This window comes from Bifidobacterium merycicum DSM 6492 (assembly GCF_900129045.1).
Lineage (GTDB): Bacteria > Actinomycetota > Actinomycetes > Actinomycetales > Bifidobacteriaceae > Bifidobacterium > Bifidobacterium merycicum.
Genome location: NZ_FQTX01000001.1, coordinates 462,603 through 478,892, shown reverse-complemented (window position 1 = coordinate 478,892; position 16,290 = coordinate 462,603). Strand labels below are relative to the sequence as shown.

General features: G+C 61.5%; 13 protein-coding genes. 6 read left to right on the top strand and 7 right to left on the bottom strand.

The genetic code is table 11. The annotated features are described in order from the left end of the window. Positions 1–76: 76 nt before the first annotated feature. The 7 genes from BUB29_RS01855 to BUB29_RS01830 form a co-directional block, all read right to left on the bottom strand. On the bottom strand, positions 77–1,399 hold the full coding sequence (locus BUB29_RS01855) for a chloride channel protein (RefSeq protein WP_033522914.1): 1,323 nt from the start codon (positions 1,397–1,399) through the stop codon (positions 77–79). A gap of 216 nt (positions 1,400–1,615) precedes the next feature. After that, positions 1,616–3,595 (bottom strand): alpha-galactosidase, encoded by a 1,980-nt coding sequence (locus tag BUB29_RS01850; protein ID WP_234356150.1) that lies wholly within the window; start codon positions 3,593–3,595, stop codon positions 1,616–1,618. Next, a complete protein-coding gene (locus BUB29_RS10005) occupies positions 3,553–3,888 on the bottom strand; it encodes a hypothetical protein (protein WP_234356149.1) in 336 nt (111 codons plus the stop codon). The genes BUB29_RS01850 and BUB29_RS10005 overlap by 43 nt, the downstream gene beginning before the upstream one ends. 193 nt (positions 3,889–4,081) lie before the next feature. Beyond that, positions 4,082–5,761, bottom strand: a complete 1,680-nt coding sequence (locus tag BUB29_RS01845; protein WP_143155121.1) for a peptide ABC transporter substrate-binding protein — start codon at positions 5,759–5,761, stop codon at positions 4,082–4,084. 218 nt (positions 5,762–5,979) lie between these two features. Then, positions 5,980–6,528 carry an HD domain-containing protein gene (locus BUB29_RS01840; protein ID WP_051915049.1) on the bottom strand — a complete coding sequence of 183 codons (549 nt, stop codon included), beginning with the start codon at positions 6,526–6,528 and terminating at the stop codon, positions 5,980–5,982. Between the two features lie 11 nt (positions 6,529–6,539). Then, the gene (locus BUB29_RS01835) at positions 6,540–7,982 is read right to left on the bottom strand and encodes a C1 family peptidase (protein ID WP_033522915.1); all 1,443 of its coding nucleotides are present in this window, start codon (positions 7,980–7,982) and stop codon (positions 6,540–6,542) included. After that, entirely contained in the window at positions 7,975–8,736 is a 762-nt protein-coding gene (locus BUB29_RS01830) for a nucleoside triphosphate pyrophosphohydrolase (RefSeq protein ID WP_033522916.1), read from the bottom strand. Before BUB29_RS01830 ends, BUB29_RS01835 begins: the two co-directional genes overlap by 8 nt. 204 nt (positions 8,737–8,940) lie before the next feature. Between BUB29_RS01830 and BUB29_RS01825 the strand changes: the two genes are divergently transcribed. The 6 genes from BUB29_RS01825 to BUB29_RS01800 all read left to right on the top strand — a co-directional run bounded on the left by BUB29_RS01825 (position 8,941) and on the right by BUB29_RS01800 (position 16,223). Then, entirely contained in the window at positions 8,941–9,873 is a 933-nt protein-coding gene (locus BUB29_RS01825; RefSeq protein WP_407640899.1) for a GmrSD restriction endonuclease domain-containing protein, read from the top strand. Positions 9,874–10,062: 189 nt separating this feature from the next. Next, entirely contained in the window at positions 10,063–10,821 is a 759-nt protein-coding gene (locus tag BUB29_RS01820; protein ID WP_051915043.1) for a potassium channel family protein, read from the top strand. Between the two features lie 4 nt (positions 10,822–10,825). Then, positions 10,826–11,305 carry a D-aminoacyl-tRNA deacylase gene (locus tag BUB29_RS01815; protein WP_033522917.1) on the top strand — a complete coding sequence of 160 codons (480 nt, stop codon included), beginning with the start codon at positions 10,826–10,828 and terminating at the stop codon, positions 11,303–11,305. A 330-nt stretch (positions 11,306–11,635) separates the two neighbouring features. Further along, on the top strand, positions 11,636–13,684 hold the full coding sequence (locus tag BUB29_RS01810) for a UvrD-helicase domain-containing protein (protein ID WP_234945673.1): 2,049 nt from the start codon (positions 11,636–11,638) through the stop codon (positions 13,682–13,684). Between the two features lie 94 nt (positions 13,685–13,778). Beyond that, on the top strand, positions 13,779–15,626 hold the full coding sequence (locus tag BUB29_RS10000; protein ID WP_143155120.1) for a sigma factor-like helix-turn-helix DNA-binding protein: 1,848 nt from the start codon (positions 13,779–13,781) through the stop codon (positions 15,624–15,626). 129 nt (positions 15,627–15,755) lie between these two features. Continuing rightward, entirely contained in the window at positions 15,756–16,223 is a 468-nt protein-coding gene (locus BUB29_RS01800) for a macro domain-containing protein (protein WP_033522920.1), read from the top strand. Positions 16,224–16,290 lie beyond the last annotated feature (67 nt).

The window sequence follows — 16,290 nt, the reverse complement described above, 5'->3', positions numbered from 1 at the left end:
AGGCCGTCACGTTCACCAATGAGCGTGACGGCCTTTTCCATATATGGGCATGCGCCGTTTCATCGCGGCAAAGAGTCTAATGCTTGCCGCACGGATGCCACGCCGCCAATCTAGGCGACAGCACGGAGCTTACCAAGCCTGCCACGGCCACGGCGCACCCTACGGGAACGAACAGGTTCAACGGCGCATCGGCCAGCTCCATCACCAGGCACATGGCCATCAACGGCGCCTTCTGCGATGCGGCGAGCAGCGCGCACGCGCCGATCAACGCATACACACCCATCGAATTGGTATGAAACACCATCATCCAGCACACGCCCATCGACGCACCCATCGACGCACCCAATGCGATGCCCGGCTGCAATACGCCACCCGACGCACCGGCACGAATGGTAAGCAACGTCACCACCGCCTTGGCCGCGAACGAAAGCAGCAGCACCGCGACCGCCGACCATTCGGACACGCTGGAAAAAGCCAATTGGGCCGTGGCGCGCCCATTGCCCATGACCTGCGGTACCCAAATCGCCACCACACCGGTCAGCACGCCGGCCAACGGCAGCGTCCACAGAATCGCCCTGCCCGAGGACCGATGACTTTCGGCCCATGACGATCCTCTCCGAAACAGCGAACCGAACAGACCGCACACCAGACCAGCCACCACCGCGAACCCGATCAGATCCGAGGTGAACAGACCGTCCACATGCCCGATGGCATAAAACACATGCGTGCCTTTGACCAGCGACGCCATCCACGAAGCCAACGCCGAACAGCCGAAGGCAAGCGACACGGCCTCCACGCTGATATCGGCCAGCAGAATCTCCGTGGCGAAGAACGTGCCCGCCAACGGCGCGTTGTATACGCCGGCAAGTCCCGCAGCTGCGGTAATGGCCACCAGCGTGCGGGTGTCACGCGGGCCGAGATGAATCCAATGTGCGAATCGCTGGCCGAACAACGCACCCAGCTCACGAGGGGCGACCTCACGACCGATCGAAGCACCGGTGCCGACGATGAAGATCTGCAACAGCACGTGTACGACCGTCTGCCATAACGGCATGCGCTCGCCGTTCACGGCCTTCTTCACGGATGGCACGCGGGCTGTTCGCGTGCGCAGCAGCCACCAGGCGAATGCGGCAATGGACAGACCGACGAACACGGATATCGCACGTCTCCATGCGGGAACATCGAACGGACCGGGCTGCCCATCGCCTTCGACATACCCCAGGAACGCATGCTCCACCACGTACAGCATCAGGGTGAGCAATCCCGCGGCCACGCCGATGAGCATTCCGATCACCGTTACCGCGATGATAAGCGACGGCAGCCTGCCGAATCTGGGCTCCTGCCGTTTGGCATCGTCCGCGGCGTTCGCGCCACATGGTTCCGTCTGCATACCTGCCATGTCTCTCCCATCCGCATGTCGTCGCCGTCTTGCACCGGATTCCCATCGTTCCACTTCACGGGGACGCGTCAGCTGTCTTCATCGCTCGGCTCATCCGCCCGCAGCGAACCGCGGGGTATGAAAGCGTACGGCAGAAGCGGGCATGCAAAATCCCCGCCATGATCCATGGGGAGGCGCATGGCAGGGACTTTGTGGAGACGCTGGGCGCGAGAACGATTATTCGGCGGTGAGTACGAACAATCTGGACGAGAAGTCGCTGGCCTTGCCGAGCGGTTCGCTATCGCCCATTTCGCCGTACGAGCCGTCGGAACTGACCATGCCGATGCGCATCAGCTCGGCTCCGGTGAATGCTGCGCCGTCGATGGAGGATGCCCCGGTGCAGGAGACCCGGTATTGCGCATTCTCGTCAAGGCCGCGCAGATGCAGCCTCATATACCTGCTGTTCGGGGTGAGCAGGATGCGGTAGTCCCCCACGATGGCGGTTTTGCGGTCGCGGGAGACCACCATCCATGCGGCCTGCTCGTTGCCGTCCGGCGAGACGAGACGGTGGAAGTCGCCTGTATGGATGATCTCGCGGTAGCGTTTGAAGAATTCGATCTGGCTGCGTACCTTGCCGAACTCCTCCTCGCTGAGGGTGTTGAGGTCGAGCTCATAGCCGAAGGTGCCGAACATGGCTACGTTCGCACGGGTCTCGATCGGTGTGATGCGGTTCGCCTGATGGTTGGGCACGACGGATACGTGCGCGCCCATGGCGGACAGTGGGTAGAAGTAGCTGGTGCCATACTGGATCTTGAGGCGTTCGATGGCGTCGGTGTCGTCCGAGCACCAGATCTGCGGCGTGTAGTACAGCATGCCCATGTCGAAGCGGCCGCCGCCCGAGGCGCATCCTTCGATGATGAGATCCGGGAAGCGCTGCAGCAGCCGTTCGAGCAGATCGTAGACGCCCAGAATATAACGATGGTATGCCTCGCCCTGGTGTTCGGCGCCGCGCGTCACATCGTAGCCTTCGGAGACGAACCGGTTCATATCCCATTTGATGTATGCGATGTTCGCCTCGTCGAGCAGTCGGCTCATCTGCCCGTAGATGTTGTCGACCACGTCCTTGTTCGCGAAGTTCAGAAGGAACTCGTTGCGGCCGTGGTTCATATGACGGCCGGGTGTGTGGACCGCCCAGTCCGGGTGCGCACGGTACAGGTCGGAATCCTTGTTCACCATCTCCGGTTCGAACCATAAGCCGAATTTCAGGCCAAGATCGTTGATTCTCTTCGACAGTCCGGCAAGCCCCTGCGGCAGCCTTGCCGGGTTCGGCGTCCAATCGCCAAGACCCGCGGTGTCGTTGTTGCGCGCCCCGAACCAGCCGTCGTCGAGCACGAACAGTTCCACGCCGGCCTGTTTGGCCGTGCGTGCGATGTCGACGAGCTTGTCTTCGTCGAAATCGAAGTAGGTGGCCTCCCAGTTGTTGATCAGGATCGGACGTTCGCGCCGCTTCCATGCTCCCCGCACGATATTGTCCAGCACCAGGCGGTGGAATGCGCGGCTCATGCCGTCGTAGCCCTCATCCGAATAGGCGATAAGCGCCTCAGGGGTCTGGAAGGTCTCCCCCGGTTCAAGATGCCATGCGAAACCGCGTTCGTTGATGCCGAGCTGCAGGCGTGTGACGTCGTAGGTGTCCACTTCGGCATGCAGGTCGAAGTTGCCGGAGTATTCGAATGCCAGGCCAATGACCTCGCCCTGGTCTTCGCTGGCTCCTGGCCTGGCGAATGCCGCGACGGGATTGGCGAAATGCCCGCTGGCGTTGCGCAATGATTCGATCTGCTGCGTGCCGTAATGCAGATGCTGGGTGTGCGGGTGTCGTTCCCTGGACCAGGCTCCGGTGAATTCGGTCATGTCGTAGTCGCTGTCAGGCAGGTCGAGGCTCAGGCTCATGGCTCGTTCCACACTCAACGCGTCGGCGCCGTTGTTGCCGATGACGACGCTGCGCGCCACTGCGGGCTTGTCGGCGAACACCGTGTAGTTCAGTGTGACGCTCAGGCCGATGAGCCTGTCGACAAGATCGATGCTTAATGTCGCCGCATCGTCTTCGTTGTCCACGTAGGTGGCCGGCAATCCTTCGAGCTTCGGCTTGCCTTGGCTCACATGGTAGCCGTCGTAGGTCAGGTCGACCATGTCGGATCCGTTGGGTTGGCGTACGGCGATGGCCGGCGTGCGGTAGTCGCCGGTGCCATATTCGGGGTATCCTGGCGAAGATGCTCAAGCGAGTAATGCAGGTCGCCGTCGATACGGCAGGTCGATGTGGGTCTGTGGGCGAGTTCGATCAGGTAGCCGAAGTCCTCGCGGTCGGGCACGGCTTTGCCGAAGTACAGGCTGAGCAGCGTCCCCTGTTCGTCCGCCTTGATGATGTAACTGATGCGACCGTTGGTCAGATGGAATTGTCGGTTCTGTTCGTTGACGATGATCGCCGCCCCGTGAGCGGTCTGCGTGGCTTGCATGTCTTCTCCTTTGAATGATGCGGCATCTGCTGTGACAGCCGTCAATCATATGGTAAACATGCCACCGTCTTTTTTCTAAACGTTTTACTCTTTTTTACCAAACGTCCTATTGCACATACGGCGTACCGCCTCCCCGTCCGATATTCAGATGGGAAAGCGATACGCCGTATGGATTGATCCGACGACCCGCAGACTAGTGCGATTTGGTGATGTTCACATAATCGGGCACGCCCATGTAGTTGAAGTCCGCGTTCACGTGCCTGCCGGCGGCCGCCGTGACGTTCTTGTACCACAGCGGAATCACCGGCAGGTCCTTGAGCAGTACCTTCTGCGCCTCCTGGTATGTGGCCACGGCCTTGTCCAGATCGGGCTGCGCAGAGGCCTTGTCGATCAGGGCGTCGAATTCGGCGCTTTTGTAGTCGCCGTTGTTCAGGCCTTTGCCGTCGGCCTGCGAGGAGTCATACCCTTGCACCAGGTAGCCCTCCGGATGCGGGTAGTCGGATTGCAGGCCTGATTTGAATGCGGCCCCCACCTTACGCTCGTTGATGGCGCTGCTCAGCTCCTTGGACGTGGAGAACGGGTATGACTGCGCGTCGATGCCCAGCACGTTCCTGATGGAGTTCACCGTGGCGTCGACCCATTCCTTGTCGGTTGAATCGGCACCGTAGGCGATGCGGAAGCTACCGCTCCACGGCGAGATGGCATCGGCCCGTTTCCATAGATCGCGCGCCTTGGCCGCGTCGTAGGACAGCACGCCGCTCGTGTCGAGCGTTGTACTGTGCCCCTTGATTACGGGCGCAAGAAAATCGGTGGCCGGCGTGACGGTGTTACGGAATATGGCTTTGGCGATGGCGTTGCGGTCGATGGCCTGGCTGATGGCGGCCCGACGCAGACGCCCCTCCTCACCCTGGAAATGCTCCAGGCTTTGCGGGATGGTGAACGACACGAACGACGGCCCCTGCCTGTTCACCGCCTTGGCGCGGCGCTCCTTGCGATAGCTGCCCAACGCCACCGTGGGGATGCTGTCGAGCACGTCCAGGTTGCCTGCGAGCAGGTCGGAGTAGGCGGCGTTCAGGCTCTGGTAGACGCGGAAGTCGATGCCGTCGTTCTTCGGTTTGCGCGGCCCGTTGTACGAAGGGTCCTTCTCAAGCTCAAGATCTTCGTTCACCGTCCACGACTTCACCTTGTATGGCCCGTTGCCGATCGGCTTCTTGCCGTAGGTTTCCGGGTCCTTGACCGCCTTGGAGCTGATCGGCAGGAACGCAATGTCGCCCACCTTGTAGGGGAATGACGAATCCGGCTGGTTGAGTTCGACCTTCAACGTGCTGTCGTCGACCACATGCAATCCGGACAGCTGGGCGTTCTTGTCGCCGTTCGCGTCCTGCAGCTTGTCGTATCCCTTGATGGTGGCAAGCGTCGAGGCCCCGACCTGCCCGTTGGCGGCGTTCGCTGCGAACGACCACGACTTGGCGTAGGTGGATGCGGTGATCTTCTCGCCGTTGCTGAATTTCAGGTTCGGTTTGAGTGTGATGGTGTATTCGGTGGCGTCGGCGTTGGCGGCGATGCTTTTCGCCTCCACGTATTGCAATTCGCCGGACGTGCTGAAGGTGACCAGTCCGTCGTAGATCAGCGAGGCGATGCGCCAGCCCGCCATGTCGTTCGTATTGCTGGGGATCAGCCCTTTGGTCGGTTCGGTGCTGTTCACGGTGACGATCGAGTTGCGGGAACCGGATGAATCCGCGGCATCGTCGGCAGTGCCGCATCCGGCCACCATGGCCAATGTGCAGCATACCGCCGCGACCGATGCCGCGATGCGACGGGCACGATGCGTGATGGCATTGTGGGCGATATCGATGTGAGGCGTGTGCGCCATGACTTGCCGCCTTTCGTTTCCGGACGACCCGGCTGTTCCTGGTAGTGATTATGGATGGTGATTATGACTATTCGATCCCATGGCGTATGCCCATCGCCATTGGCGCGGGCGTTCGTGATGGGCATGCAGGAGTATCGTTGTTTGTACAGAGTAACGGCTTTTGCCTGAAACACGCGGATATCGCTATACGCGAAAGTTTGACGACGCCATCAATTCCATCATGATGCACAGCTAACGCGGCCCTCGACCCCCACAGCAACGGTTTCTCCCGTCCATGCCGCAAGAAGCGCATAGGCCCTGCGGTATTTCGTCACACGTCGGCGGTCGGCCTCGCGTATGACGCGCAGGCGGCCAAGATCCATATTGTCGCGCAGGTCGGCCATCTTGACCTCGCGTGCGGTACGCCCGGCCTGTCTGGTCTGCCGGTCGTCGGCATCGCATGCCGCAAGGATGCGGTGGATGTACGCCATGTAGTCTTCGCCGTCGAGCCGTGTATCCAGTTCGACGGCTTGCACCACTGCCGGTGGAAAGCCGAGTTCCAGCAATTCGTCCGCCGTGGTTTCGGTGTCTTCGATCAGGTCATGCAGCCACCCGGCGATTTTCGCCTCGGCCGAAGCGCATCCTGCGGATACCCTGGCCGGATGCCGCCAGTATGGCATGCCGCCCTTGTCCACTTGGCCGGCATGGCGGGAGCGGGCCAATCGCTCGGCCCGTTCCAGCATCGTGCGCGATTCGGAGTCCGCCGCTCCGCCACCGTCAGCAGCCATCGTCAGCACGCCTAACGCGAACGCTTGGTCAGCGGTTCCCAGGGTTCGAGTTCGATCGGCTCGGTGGCAAGCAGCGAGCGCGTGGCCTCGTCAAGGTATTCCTTGCGGATGATGATCTCGGTCACGTAACGGTCGAACCATGCGTCGGATGCGACGTAGTAACCGTCCTCGCCGTTGTCCTTGCCCCAGCTGTTCTCGACCTTCCAACGGTTGGGCTTGCCGTCCTCACCCAGGTTCACGCCGGTCAGGGTCATGGCGTGGTTGCTCGGGCTGTCGCCGTATTCGAGCCCCTGGCCCTTGTCGAAGGTGAACTCGGTGCCGAACAGCTGGTCGACGCGCACGGTATCACAATCGAAGTACCCGGCGCCGCGCAGGGAGAACTGCGTGCAGTCGCAGGCGAACCAGATCGGGTGCCCTGCCGCGATCTGGTCGACGGCCGCCTTCTTGAACACGTTGAGCGGCACGTTCACGAATTCCATATCGCCGGCCTCGGCCACATTTGCGGTGAACCTGATGCGGTAGCGTTTGCCGTACGGTCGGCTCGCCATCGGCACGTTGCACAGCGTGACCAGATCGTTCACGTCGACCGGCACGTATTTGCGGTAGAACTCCACCGGCGTGATGCCGAAGTCGCGGATCTGCTTGCGCTCGTCCTTGCCGCTCTTCGGGGCGTTATCGGCTTCCTTCGCTTCCTTCGCGTCGCCCTTCTTATCGTCCTTCTTCGCGTCGTCGTCCACGCGGGCGAGGAAATCGAAACGTTCCGGCGGCTCGCCGAGCGAGATCGCGCAGATGCGGTACACGGTCGCCATGTCGTCGTTCTTGACCGCACGCAGCTGTTCCATCGGCGTGCCCTTGGCATGACGGTCGCGCAGGTCGGCGGCGAATTCACGCAGCTTGGAGTTCAGGTACTGCTTGAACGCGTCGGAATCCTTGGAGTTCGCGGACTCCGGGTATGCGGATTTCGGCACCAGGCCGTACTTGTTCACCAGCGCGGCGAACATCTGCCACCAGCCGCCGTCATCGGCCGGACCATAGTTGATCTCCTGGAAGATACGGCTGTCGGTTGGCTCGTCGAGCGTGGCCAGCACATTCTCCAGGTATGTGTTCGACTTCTCCATCGCATCCCAGAAGAACAGGTAGGTTTCGGAGAATTCGAAATCGTCGAGGTTCCACTGGTGCATCACCTCGTAGCGCAGGGTGTTGAGCGCGGCGAACATCCAGCAGCGCCCGGAGCGGCGCTGGTTCGTGATCGATCCCTGCTTGAGTTCGATCGAGAAGTCCCGGGGCAGCGAGCGCGCGCCCTTGTAGTCGGTGGCGGCGGCCAGTACGCCGGATGAGACGGCGGCGTTCGCGGCGACGAGGTTCGCCCTGTCGGCGTTGAAATCCTCGGCGTAGTGTCTGATCAGCTGCGGGTCCAATGCCTTGTGCTCGTTGGCGTCGATGGTGTCAGTCATGTCTTTGCTCCTTCTCCATGGTGGTGATGGCCGTTTCGATGTCGCGCAGACGGCATCGCAGGTCGGTTTCGATGTCCACGCCGTCGCGGCGTGCGCGGCGGATGACGTCGATGATCTCGTCGGCGTACCGGTGGTCGTGCGCGCCATCGGGCGTCGCGCCCGGTTCGAATGCGTGTTCCAGGCGTTCGTGGTCCGGCGATTTGCTTACCCGTGAGACGATTTTGGCGGCTCGGGGCAACGCGCCTTGGGCGTGCGAGATGCCTTCGAGCACGGAGCTGCGCCGTTTCTCCTTCTGTTTCATCCTCTCCCACAACGCGAGCGTCTCCTCGGCGCTGGCCGGCTTGTTCGAGTCGGCATCGTCGCCCGAGGTGAAGACGTGCGGATGGCGGGTGATGAGCTTGTCCACGAGCCGGTCGCATACTTCGTCGATGTCGAACGGGTCGTGCAGGTCGTGTGCGCATACCTGCGCCTGGAATACGGATTGCAGCAGCGTGTCGCCGAGTTCCTCGCGCATGTTGTCGCGGTCGCCGGTTTCGACGGCGTCGATGTATTCGTAGGTTTCCTCCAACAGGGGTTTGAGCAGGGATTCGTTCGTCTGCTCGCCGTCCCAGGGGCATCCGCCCGGCTCGTTGAGGATGCGCACGATGGCCTTGACGCGGTCGAGTGCGCTGGTCGCCTGCACCACCGGGGCGAGCTTCGCGCAGTGTTCGAAGCCTTCCGGCAATGTGTAATCGTCATGTGCTGCTTGGGTCATACCTGCCGATTGTGGTCGCATGGGCAGACGCGCCCGCGGGCATGGGCCGGCGTGGAGCCGCCCGCCCGACGAAACGCCCGCCCGTACTCCTATGATGACGTGTTGATTCATTCCATGGTGAGGAGAAACGAGGAATCAATGCATCACGAACCGTCACGTGTCCGCCCGTTCGCCGCAATGTGCGCCGTATTGCTGTCCGCCTGCATGGCCGCTGGCATGGCGGCCGACCCGGCCTTGGCCGCGCAGCCCGCGGATAACACCGGCGCCGGCCAGTCTGCCACCGTCGTGCTGGATACGCTGCAGGTGAAGGGCCGTGCGCCGAAGACGGGGTATAAGCGCACGCAGTTCGGCAAGGCGTGGGCCGATGTGGATCATAACGGCTGCGATACGCGCAACGACATTCTCAACCGTGACCTGTCCGGCGTGAAGCACAAGCTCGGCACGCATGATTGCGTGGTCAAGTCGGGCACGCTGCAGGACCCGTATACCGGTAAGACCATCACGTTCAAGAGGGGGCAGAAGACCTCCACCGCCGTGCAGATCGACCATGTGGTCGCCCTGAGCGACGCTTGGCAGAAGGGCGCGCAGAAGCTCAGCAAGACGACGCGCACCGAACTGGCGAACGACCCGTATAATCTGCTGGCCGTGCAGGGGCGGGCCAATCAGCAGAAGTCCGATGGCGATGCGGCGACGTGGCTGCCGTCGAACAAGGCGTTCCGCTGCGAGTATGTGGCCAGGCAGATCGGCGTGAAGCACAAGTATTCGCTGTGGGTCACCGCGGCGGAGAAGTCCGCGATGGAGCGCGTGCTGGCTTCCTGCCCCGCACAGACCGTTCCTGATTATGCGGGCGTGAGGGCCACCAGCGCGCAGCAGTCGCAGCAGAACGATACGCAGACCAGCGAGGAGCAGGCGCAACAGCAGCAGGCCGCCGAGGATGCCGCAGCCGCAGCGGCCCAAGCGCAACAGCAGGCACAACAACAGGCACAACAACAGGCACAACAGCAAAGCTCCGGTTCCGATGTCTATTACCAGAACTGCACGGCGGCGCGTGAAGCCGGCGCAGCGCCGATCTACCAGGGCCAGCCGGGCTATCGTGCGGCACTTGACCGAGACAAGGACGGCGTCGCCTGCGAGTAGCGGGCATAACCGGCGTCTTGCCGGCCCCGCGCCTTCGAGCCATATGGAATGCTCCCGTCGAATGCTTCCGTATGGCTCGTTATATATCGGCGGGGTCTTTCCGTACGAGGCCATCCGCACGCCGCATGGACCCGTAACGGCATGGGCACGTACCGTATGCTGCGGATTACAGCACAGAAAGAAGCATCTATGACACTGAGCAAATGGGAGCGCGTCACCGAATGGCCGATGACGGCATTGGCGCTGGTTTTCGTCTTCGCCTACTCGTGGGAGGTGATCGCGCGAACGCACATACCCTTGTGCGAGAAAACCATCAACGGCATCTGGGTGCTGTTCATCATCGACTATGTGGTCTCCATCTCGCTGGCACGCAACAAGAAAGCCTGGCTCAAGAACAATCTCATCATGCTCATGTCAATCGTGCTGCCGATGTTCCGCCCCTTGCGTCTGCTGCGTCTGGTCGCCGTGCTCAACGTGCTCAACCGGACCAGCGGCATGGCGGTACGCGGGCGCATCACCATGTACGCGTGCGGCAGCGCGGTACTGCTCATCTATATCGGCTCGCTGGCGATACTCGATGCGGAGCGGCTCGCACCAAACGCCACGATCACTGATTTCGGCAAGGCGCTGTGGTGGTCGTTCGTCACCGTCACCACCGTCGGCTACGGCGACCTCTCCCCCGTGACCTGGCAAGGCAAATGCATTGCGGTCGGCCTGATGATCACCGGCATCGCGCTGATCGGCGTCGTCACGGCCACGCTGGCCTCGTGGATCGTCGACCGTGTTGACAGCGAGACGACCAAGCGCGCCAAGGAAAGCGACAACGAGATCAAGCAGCTGCAGGACAGTGTCATGCGACTGTCCGAAACCGTTTCGCAGCTGCGCGACGAACTCCATGCGGCACGCCTGCAGACGAATGCCGACGGCACAACGGCCCCGACGAGGTGACGGCATGCGTGTTCTCATGCAACGGGTTCGAGAGGCGGCGGTCTCGGTACTCAACGAACTGAACGGCATCGACCCCACCTTCGAACAGCGATACATGGGCCCGGGCCTTGTGCTGACCGTCGAAGCCGAGCCGGGCGACGACGAACGGGAGGCGGGCCGTATGGCGCACCGCATCCTTACGATGCGCTGCTTCGACGGACCGAACGGCCGGCTGTCCGCTTCGATCCAGGATATAGACGGCGAGATCATGTCGATTCCCCAACCCCTGACCGGTGTTGAGCGTCCGGCAACCGGACGACCGCGGCTGACGAGCCGTGACGCGGACGCGGACCATGCGCTCATCATGTGGATCAGGCTGAACGAGGCGCTACGCTCGGGCGGCATTCCGGTATATGAGGGCCGCTATGGGGCGCATATGCAGATCGGCATGGTGGCCGACGGGCCGATGCATCTGACGCTTGCCAGCGACCGACGCGCTCAGTGAGGCGAATCACGGCGCAAGTCACGGCACAAACCACGGCGTGAGCCACCGCTCATGGCGACGCGTGACGCTCCCCTGAGGTACGAATCCCAATACCCCCTAATTCGACACAGTTGAACATAACGTCTCAATACGCTCTAGCTGCGGCATCCTTCCGCGACACCATATGGCAGTCGCCGGGATGAGGGACGGCGACCACATGCAACGAGGCACGCAAGATCGTACCGGAATCAAGGGGCACCCAGCACCATGCCGCACGCTATGCCGCCGGTGCAGATACGCGCAAACCCGCGAAGTATAATTGCCTGCGCACGCAAAACGGAAGGCGCACTCATGGGAATTTGGCAGCTGATACAACAGACCCTGCTTGGCAAAGCCGCAGAACGACCAGTCGCCGCACAATCCCCCGCCCCAGCAGTTCAAGCCGGCAAAGCCCGTCCAACGGCCCCAGGCCAGCGCTCCCAGAACTCCACCAAGCCGCAGCCACAGCGCTCCGCACAACCCGGCAAGCCAGCCGGCAGGCAAACCCAGGCCACGGCACGGCAGTCGCATGGCGGCGATACGCCATTGCCTTCGCTCGATCTTATCGGCCGCCATTACGGAACCACCAAACGAAGCAACTCCCGAAGACTTGAACCTCAGCCGCTCTTGGACGCCGCCACCATCGCGAACGCCAGAAGCACGATCGGCAACGTCGAAAAGAACGAGCTGAGCGACGAACAGATCAGCGCCATCGTGGGCGCGGCACACAACACTCTGATTCTGGCCGGTGCCGGAACCGGCAAAACCACCACCATCGTAGGGTATATCGCATGGCTGCTGCACACCGGCAAGGCGCAGCCCAATGAGATTCTCGTGCTCTCGTTCACCCGCAAATCCGCTGACGAGATGTCCGCCCGCATTCAGGCGCAGACCGGCGCGGCCATACGCGCCTGCACCTTCCACAGTCTCGGCCTTGAGATCTGCCGGAGCTCCACCATCGCAAACCGGCCGATCATCGACGAGAATGTGGCGAATAAGGCGATCAAAGCCGCCTTCGACCAGCTGCTCGCCACGAACATCCCCTACCGTCTGCTCGCATTCAAGCTGATGCCGAAACATCTCGGCGAGAAGTACGCGGCCGCCGCACGACTTGAGAACTTCCGTCTGCCGGTCAAGGACTACGACTTCAACCAGTATGCACAGCATCTGGTTGACACGGCCAAAACCATCATCCAGCAGATGCGTTCGAACAACATCAACGTCGACGGCATGCGTGCGCTGAACCGGCGCTACGGCGGCAAGCATACAGGGCGCAACGCGGAGATGCTCGATCTGATCGAACCGCTGTACCGCGCCTACGCCGAATGCTTCCGAGCCAATAACGGCATCGACTTCCCGGGGATGATCGTCGACGCCATCCAATGCGTGAAAACCGGCAAGTACCGTCACGAGTACCGTTATGTGCTGATCGACGAATACCAGGACATGTCGCGGCCGCGGTATGCGCTAATCCGAGCGTTACGCGAACAGCGGGACTTCTCGCTGTTCTGCGTGGGCGACGATTGGCAGTCGATCTACCGGTTCGCGGGAAGCGACATCGGGCTGATCCTTGATTTCGACAAGCTGTGGGAGCAATGGGGCGAGACCCGCATGTTCCAGATCACCACCACCAGGCGTTTCCGCACCAGTCTGATCGAAGCCAGCGGCGATTTCGTGATGGCCGATCCCAGCCTGTATGCCAAGCATCTGCACAGCACCAACGAGAAGAAGGACTATTCGCTCAAGGCTCTGGGCGGCAAAACACCGGAGGAACGGTTCACCGTGATCGTGGAGCAGCTACGCAAGCTGCCGAAAAAGGCGTCCGTGCTGCTGTTGGGGCGATACCGCAGCGATCTCAATCTCATCACCGGGCAGGATCAGGAGGGGCTGTTCCGCTGCGACGGCAATAGCATCACCTTCCTGGAGAAACCGGAAATGGCCATCGAATTCATGACCGCGCATAAGTCCAAGGGGCTGCAACGCGACTTCGCGTTCCTGCTATGCTGCTCCGGCGGGCTGAAGGGCTTCCCCAGCACCATCCCCGAGGAGCCGTTGCTGGGGCTGCTGCTGCCCGAGGTGGAACGCTATCCGCACGCGGAGGAGCGCCGCCTGTTCTACGTGGCCATGACCCGCTGCAAGAAAAAGATGTTCTTCGTAGTCGATCAGACAAGGCCATCGAGGTTCATCTACGAGTTGCACGACAAGATCTGCCCGAATATCTTCCGTGGCGTCTCGCTGCCCCCGCAATGCCCGATGTGCGGCAGCGCGTTGACGGAACGTCACACGCGCAACAACCCGAACAGCACGTTCTATGGGTGCACCGGGTACCCATTCTGCACCTATGTGAAGCACATCCGCTAGCGTTGCGCCCTCGGCATCGTTCATTGCGCAGCCACCCCGATGCAAACGTTCGCTATAGCTTGTACTGTGGAGCCACAGAGGAAAAGGGGGACGCTTGGAAAGCACAACGAATCACGGCACACAGCCCAACCCGATGCCGACCGATGCCAGCGACGACATCACGCAGACTGGCAACGCACATTCGCCGCGCCACGCATCACCACAGCATGGCGAACGCAAGCAGGCGCGCACGTTCTGCGACGATCTACTGGCCGTCTCGCAATGGATGGCCGAGCACAATAGCGGCGATACGCACCCGTTTCAGTTGCATGCCCCGGAGCACCGCCCACCCAGCATCGTGCAAGCCATGTCGCAACTGAATACGCTGACATTCCACGACGTGCTCAACTGTGCAGACGGCACGACAGGCACGGCAGGCGACACAGCCGCCGCCAATACCGCCAACGAATTTACACCCATCGAATCCGCGCCGCCTTCGCTCGCCGAATCGCTGACCATGCTGCTGTTCTCGTTCGACGAACGCGAATACGCAATAGCCACCCAGCGCCTAATGGCCGAACAGCCCTCCACACTCGATGAAATCGGTAAGGAATTCAACATCACCCGCGAGCGCGTTCGGCAGATCGAAAAAGCATTGCGCAACGAGATCACCACGCTGTTGGACGGCGAATTCCACCTATCCGAGCGTCTTGCCGCCATGTTCGAAGCCGAGGGACCGATTCTGCGCTATGCCACGGCGGCACGGATCATTCCCGAGCTTGAAAGCACCGTCGAACCCGAAGGTTTGGCTATTCTGCCGCTTATCGGCAACCTGTGCTCGCCCACGTTCAGCGTTTCGGACGGCTGGCTGGCCACACCGTCCATCGATGATGCGGTCAAACTGGTGAAGACGGATCTGCCGCAGGCTGCCGACGAGTACGGCGTGGTCGATCTTGCCCCCAGCGCAAGTCATGCGAATGCGGAACAGCGTGAGCGGGAGACCCGGAACTTCACCGATTGGCTCGCCTATTCGGATGTCATGCTGTATAAGAATCACGCGATTCTAGGGCGCACTCAGGGCGATCGTGCCGCCGCGGTGCTGAGCGTTGAGCAGCATCCGCTTACCACGGAGGAGATCGCGGAACGTATCAATGCGGGCAACGCAAGATCATTGGCCAACAGGCTTGCCATCGATGAGCGCATCATGCGTGTGGACATCGGCACATGGGCGCTGCGTGAATGGGACTTGGAGGAGTATTCGGGGATTCGTCAGGAGATCCGCGAGCGCATCGAGCGCAATGGCGGTTCGGTGCGGTTGGACGCGTTGGTGGAAGAGCTGAGTTCGCAGTTTTCGATTTCGCCGAACAGTGTGGTGACGTATGCTTCCACGCTGCCGTTCCTCTCCTCTCATGGCGTGGTCACGCTCGCTGACGAGGAGCGTTATGACGTGCCGGATGCAAATCCGTATGATGTGGCGCGCATGTTCCGCATTCCTGGCGGCTGGGCGTTGCGTATTACGGTGAATGCCGAGCATGCGCGTGGCAGCGGCAGCATTCTCCCTCTTGCCATCGCCAATATTCTGCATATGCGGTTCGGCGATACCGTGGAATTGGATTCGCCGCTCGGCGTGCAAAGCGTGTATTGGACGGGCACGAGTGTAGGTCTGGGAACGATTCGCCGGTTTGTGCTCGATGGCATGATCCAGGTTGGCGATGAGGCGTTGCTGGAGTTCATGGATGATGGCTCGTTCACCGTGGAGCTGGTTCGCCCGTTGAACGGCAACGCGCTGCATGATGCGCTGGCATTGGCCGCCTGCCCTCAGACCGCTGACGCGCGGAGGGCATTGGGCTACTTGCAGGATGCGATCGATGCACATGATTGCGTCACGTTCGCCGAGCTCGCCGCGCGGCTTGCCGACCGTGGCAACGCCGATATCGCGGCATTGCTGCGGCGCCTGGCATAACATAATCGGAGCCGTATGAGCGGCGTGCGCTATACGATGGACCGGTTATGCGCGGACCGCAAGAACACGAGCCGTATGGACACGGGCCATATGAATCGCACGAAAAGACAACGAGGTAAGGAGAAGGCCATGCCGTTTTCCGTAGTGCATCACGATATCACCGATATGCAGGTGGATGCGATTGTCAACGCCGCGAATACCGATCTGCTGATGGGAGGTGGCGTGTGCGGCGCCATTTTCAGGGCGGCCGGGGCCAGCCGGATGCAGGAGGCGTGCGACAGGCTCTCCCCCATCCGAACCGGCGAGGCTGTGATCACACCGGGGTTTGATCTGCCGGCACGGTATGTGATCCATACCGCGGGGCCGCTCTGGCGTGGCGGAGACCATAATGAGGAGGCGCTGCTGCGTTCCTGCTATCGCAGCTGTCTGGCGATTGCGTCCGTGCACGGCTGCACCAGCATGGCGTTCCCTTTGATTTCGGCGGGCATCTACGGTTACCCGCGAGCCGAGGCGCTTGATGTGGCGGAGGATGAGATCCGCTACTGGCTCAAGGAAAACGATTCGACCATGGACGTGAAGCTTGCATTATGGCCGTAAGCATGGCGCCTGCCGCGGCATGCACCGCCGTACCGATGTTTCCAGCGGCGCCATTCTCTGTCAGACG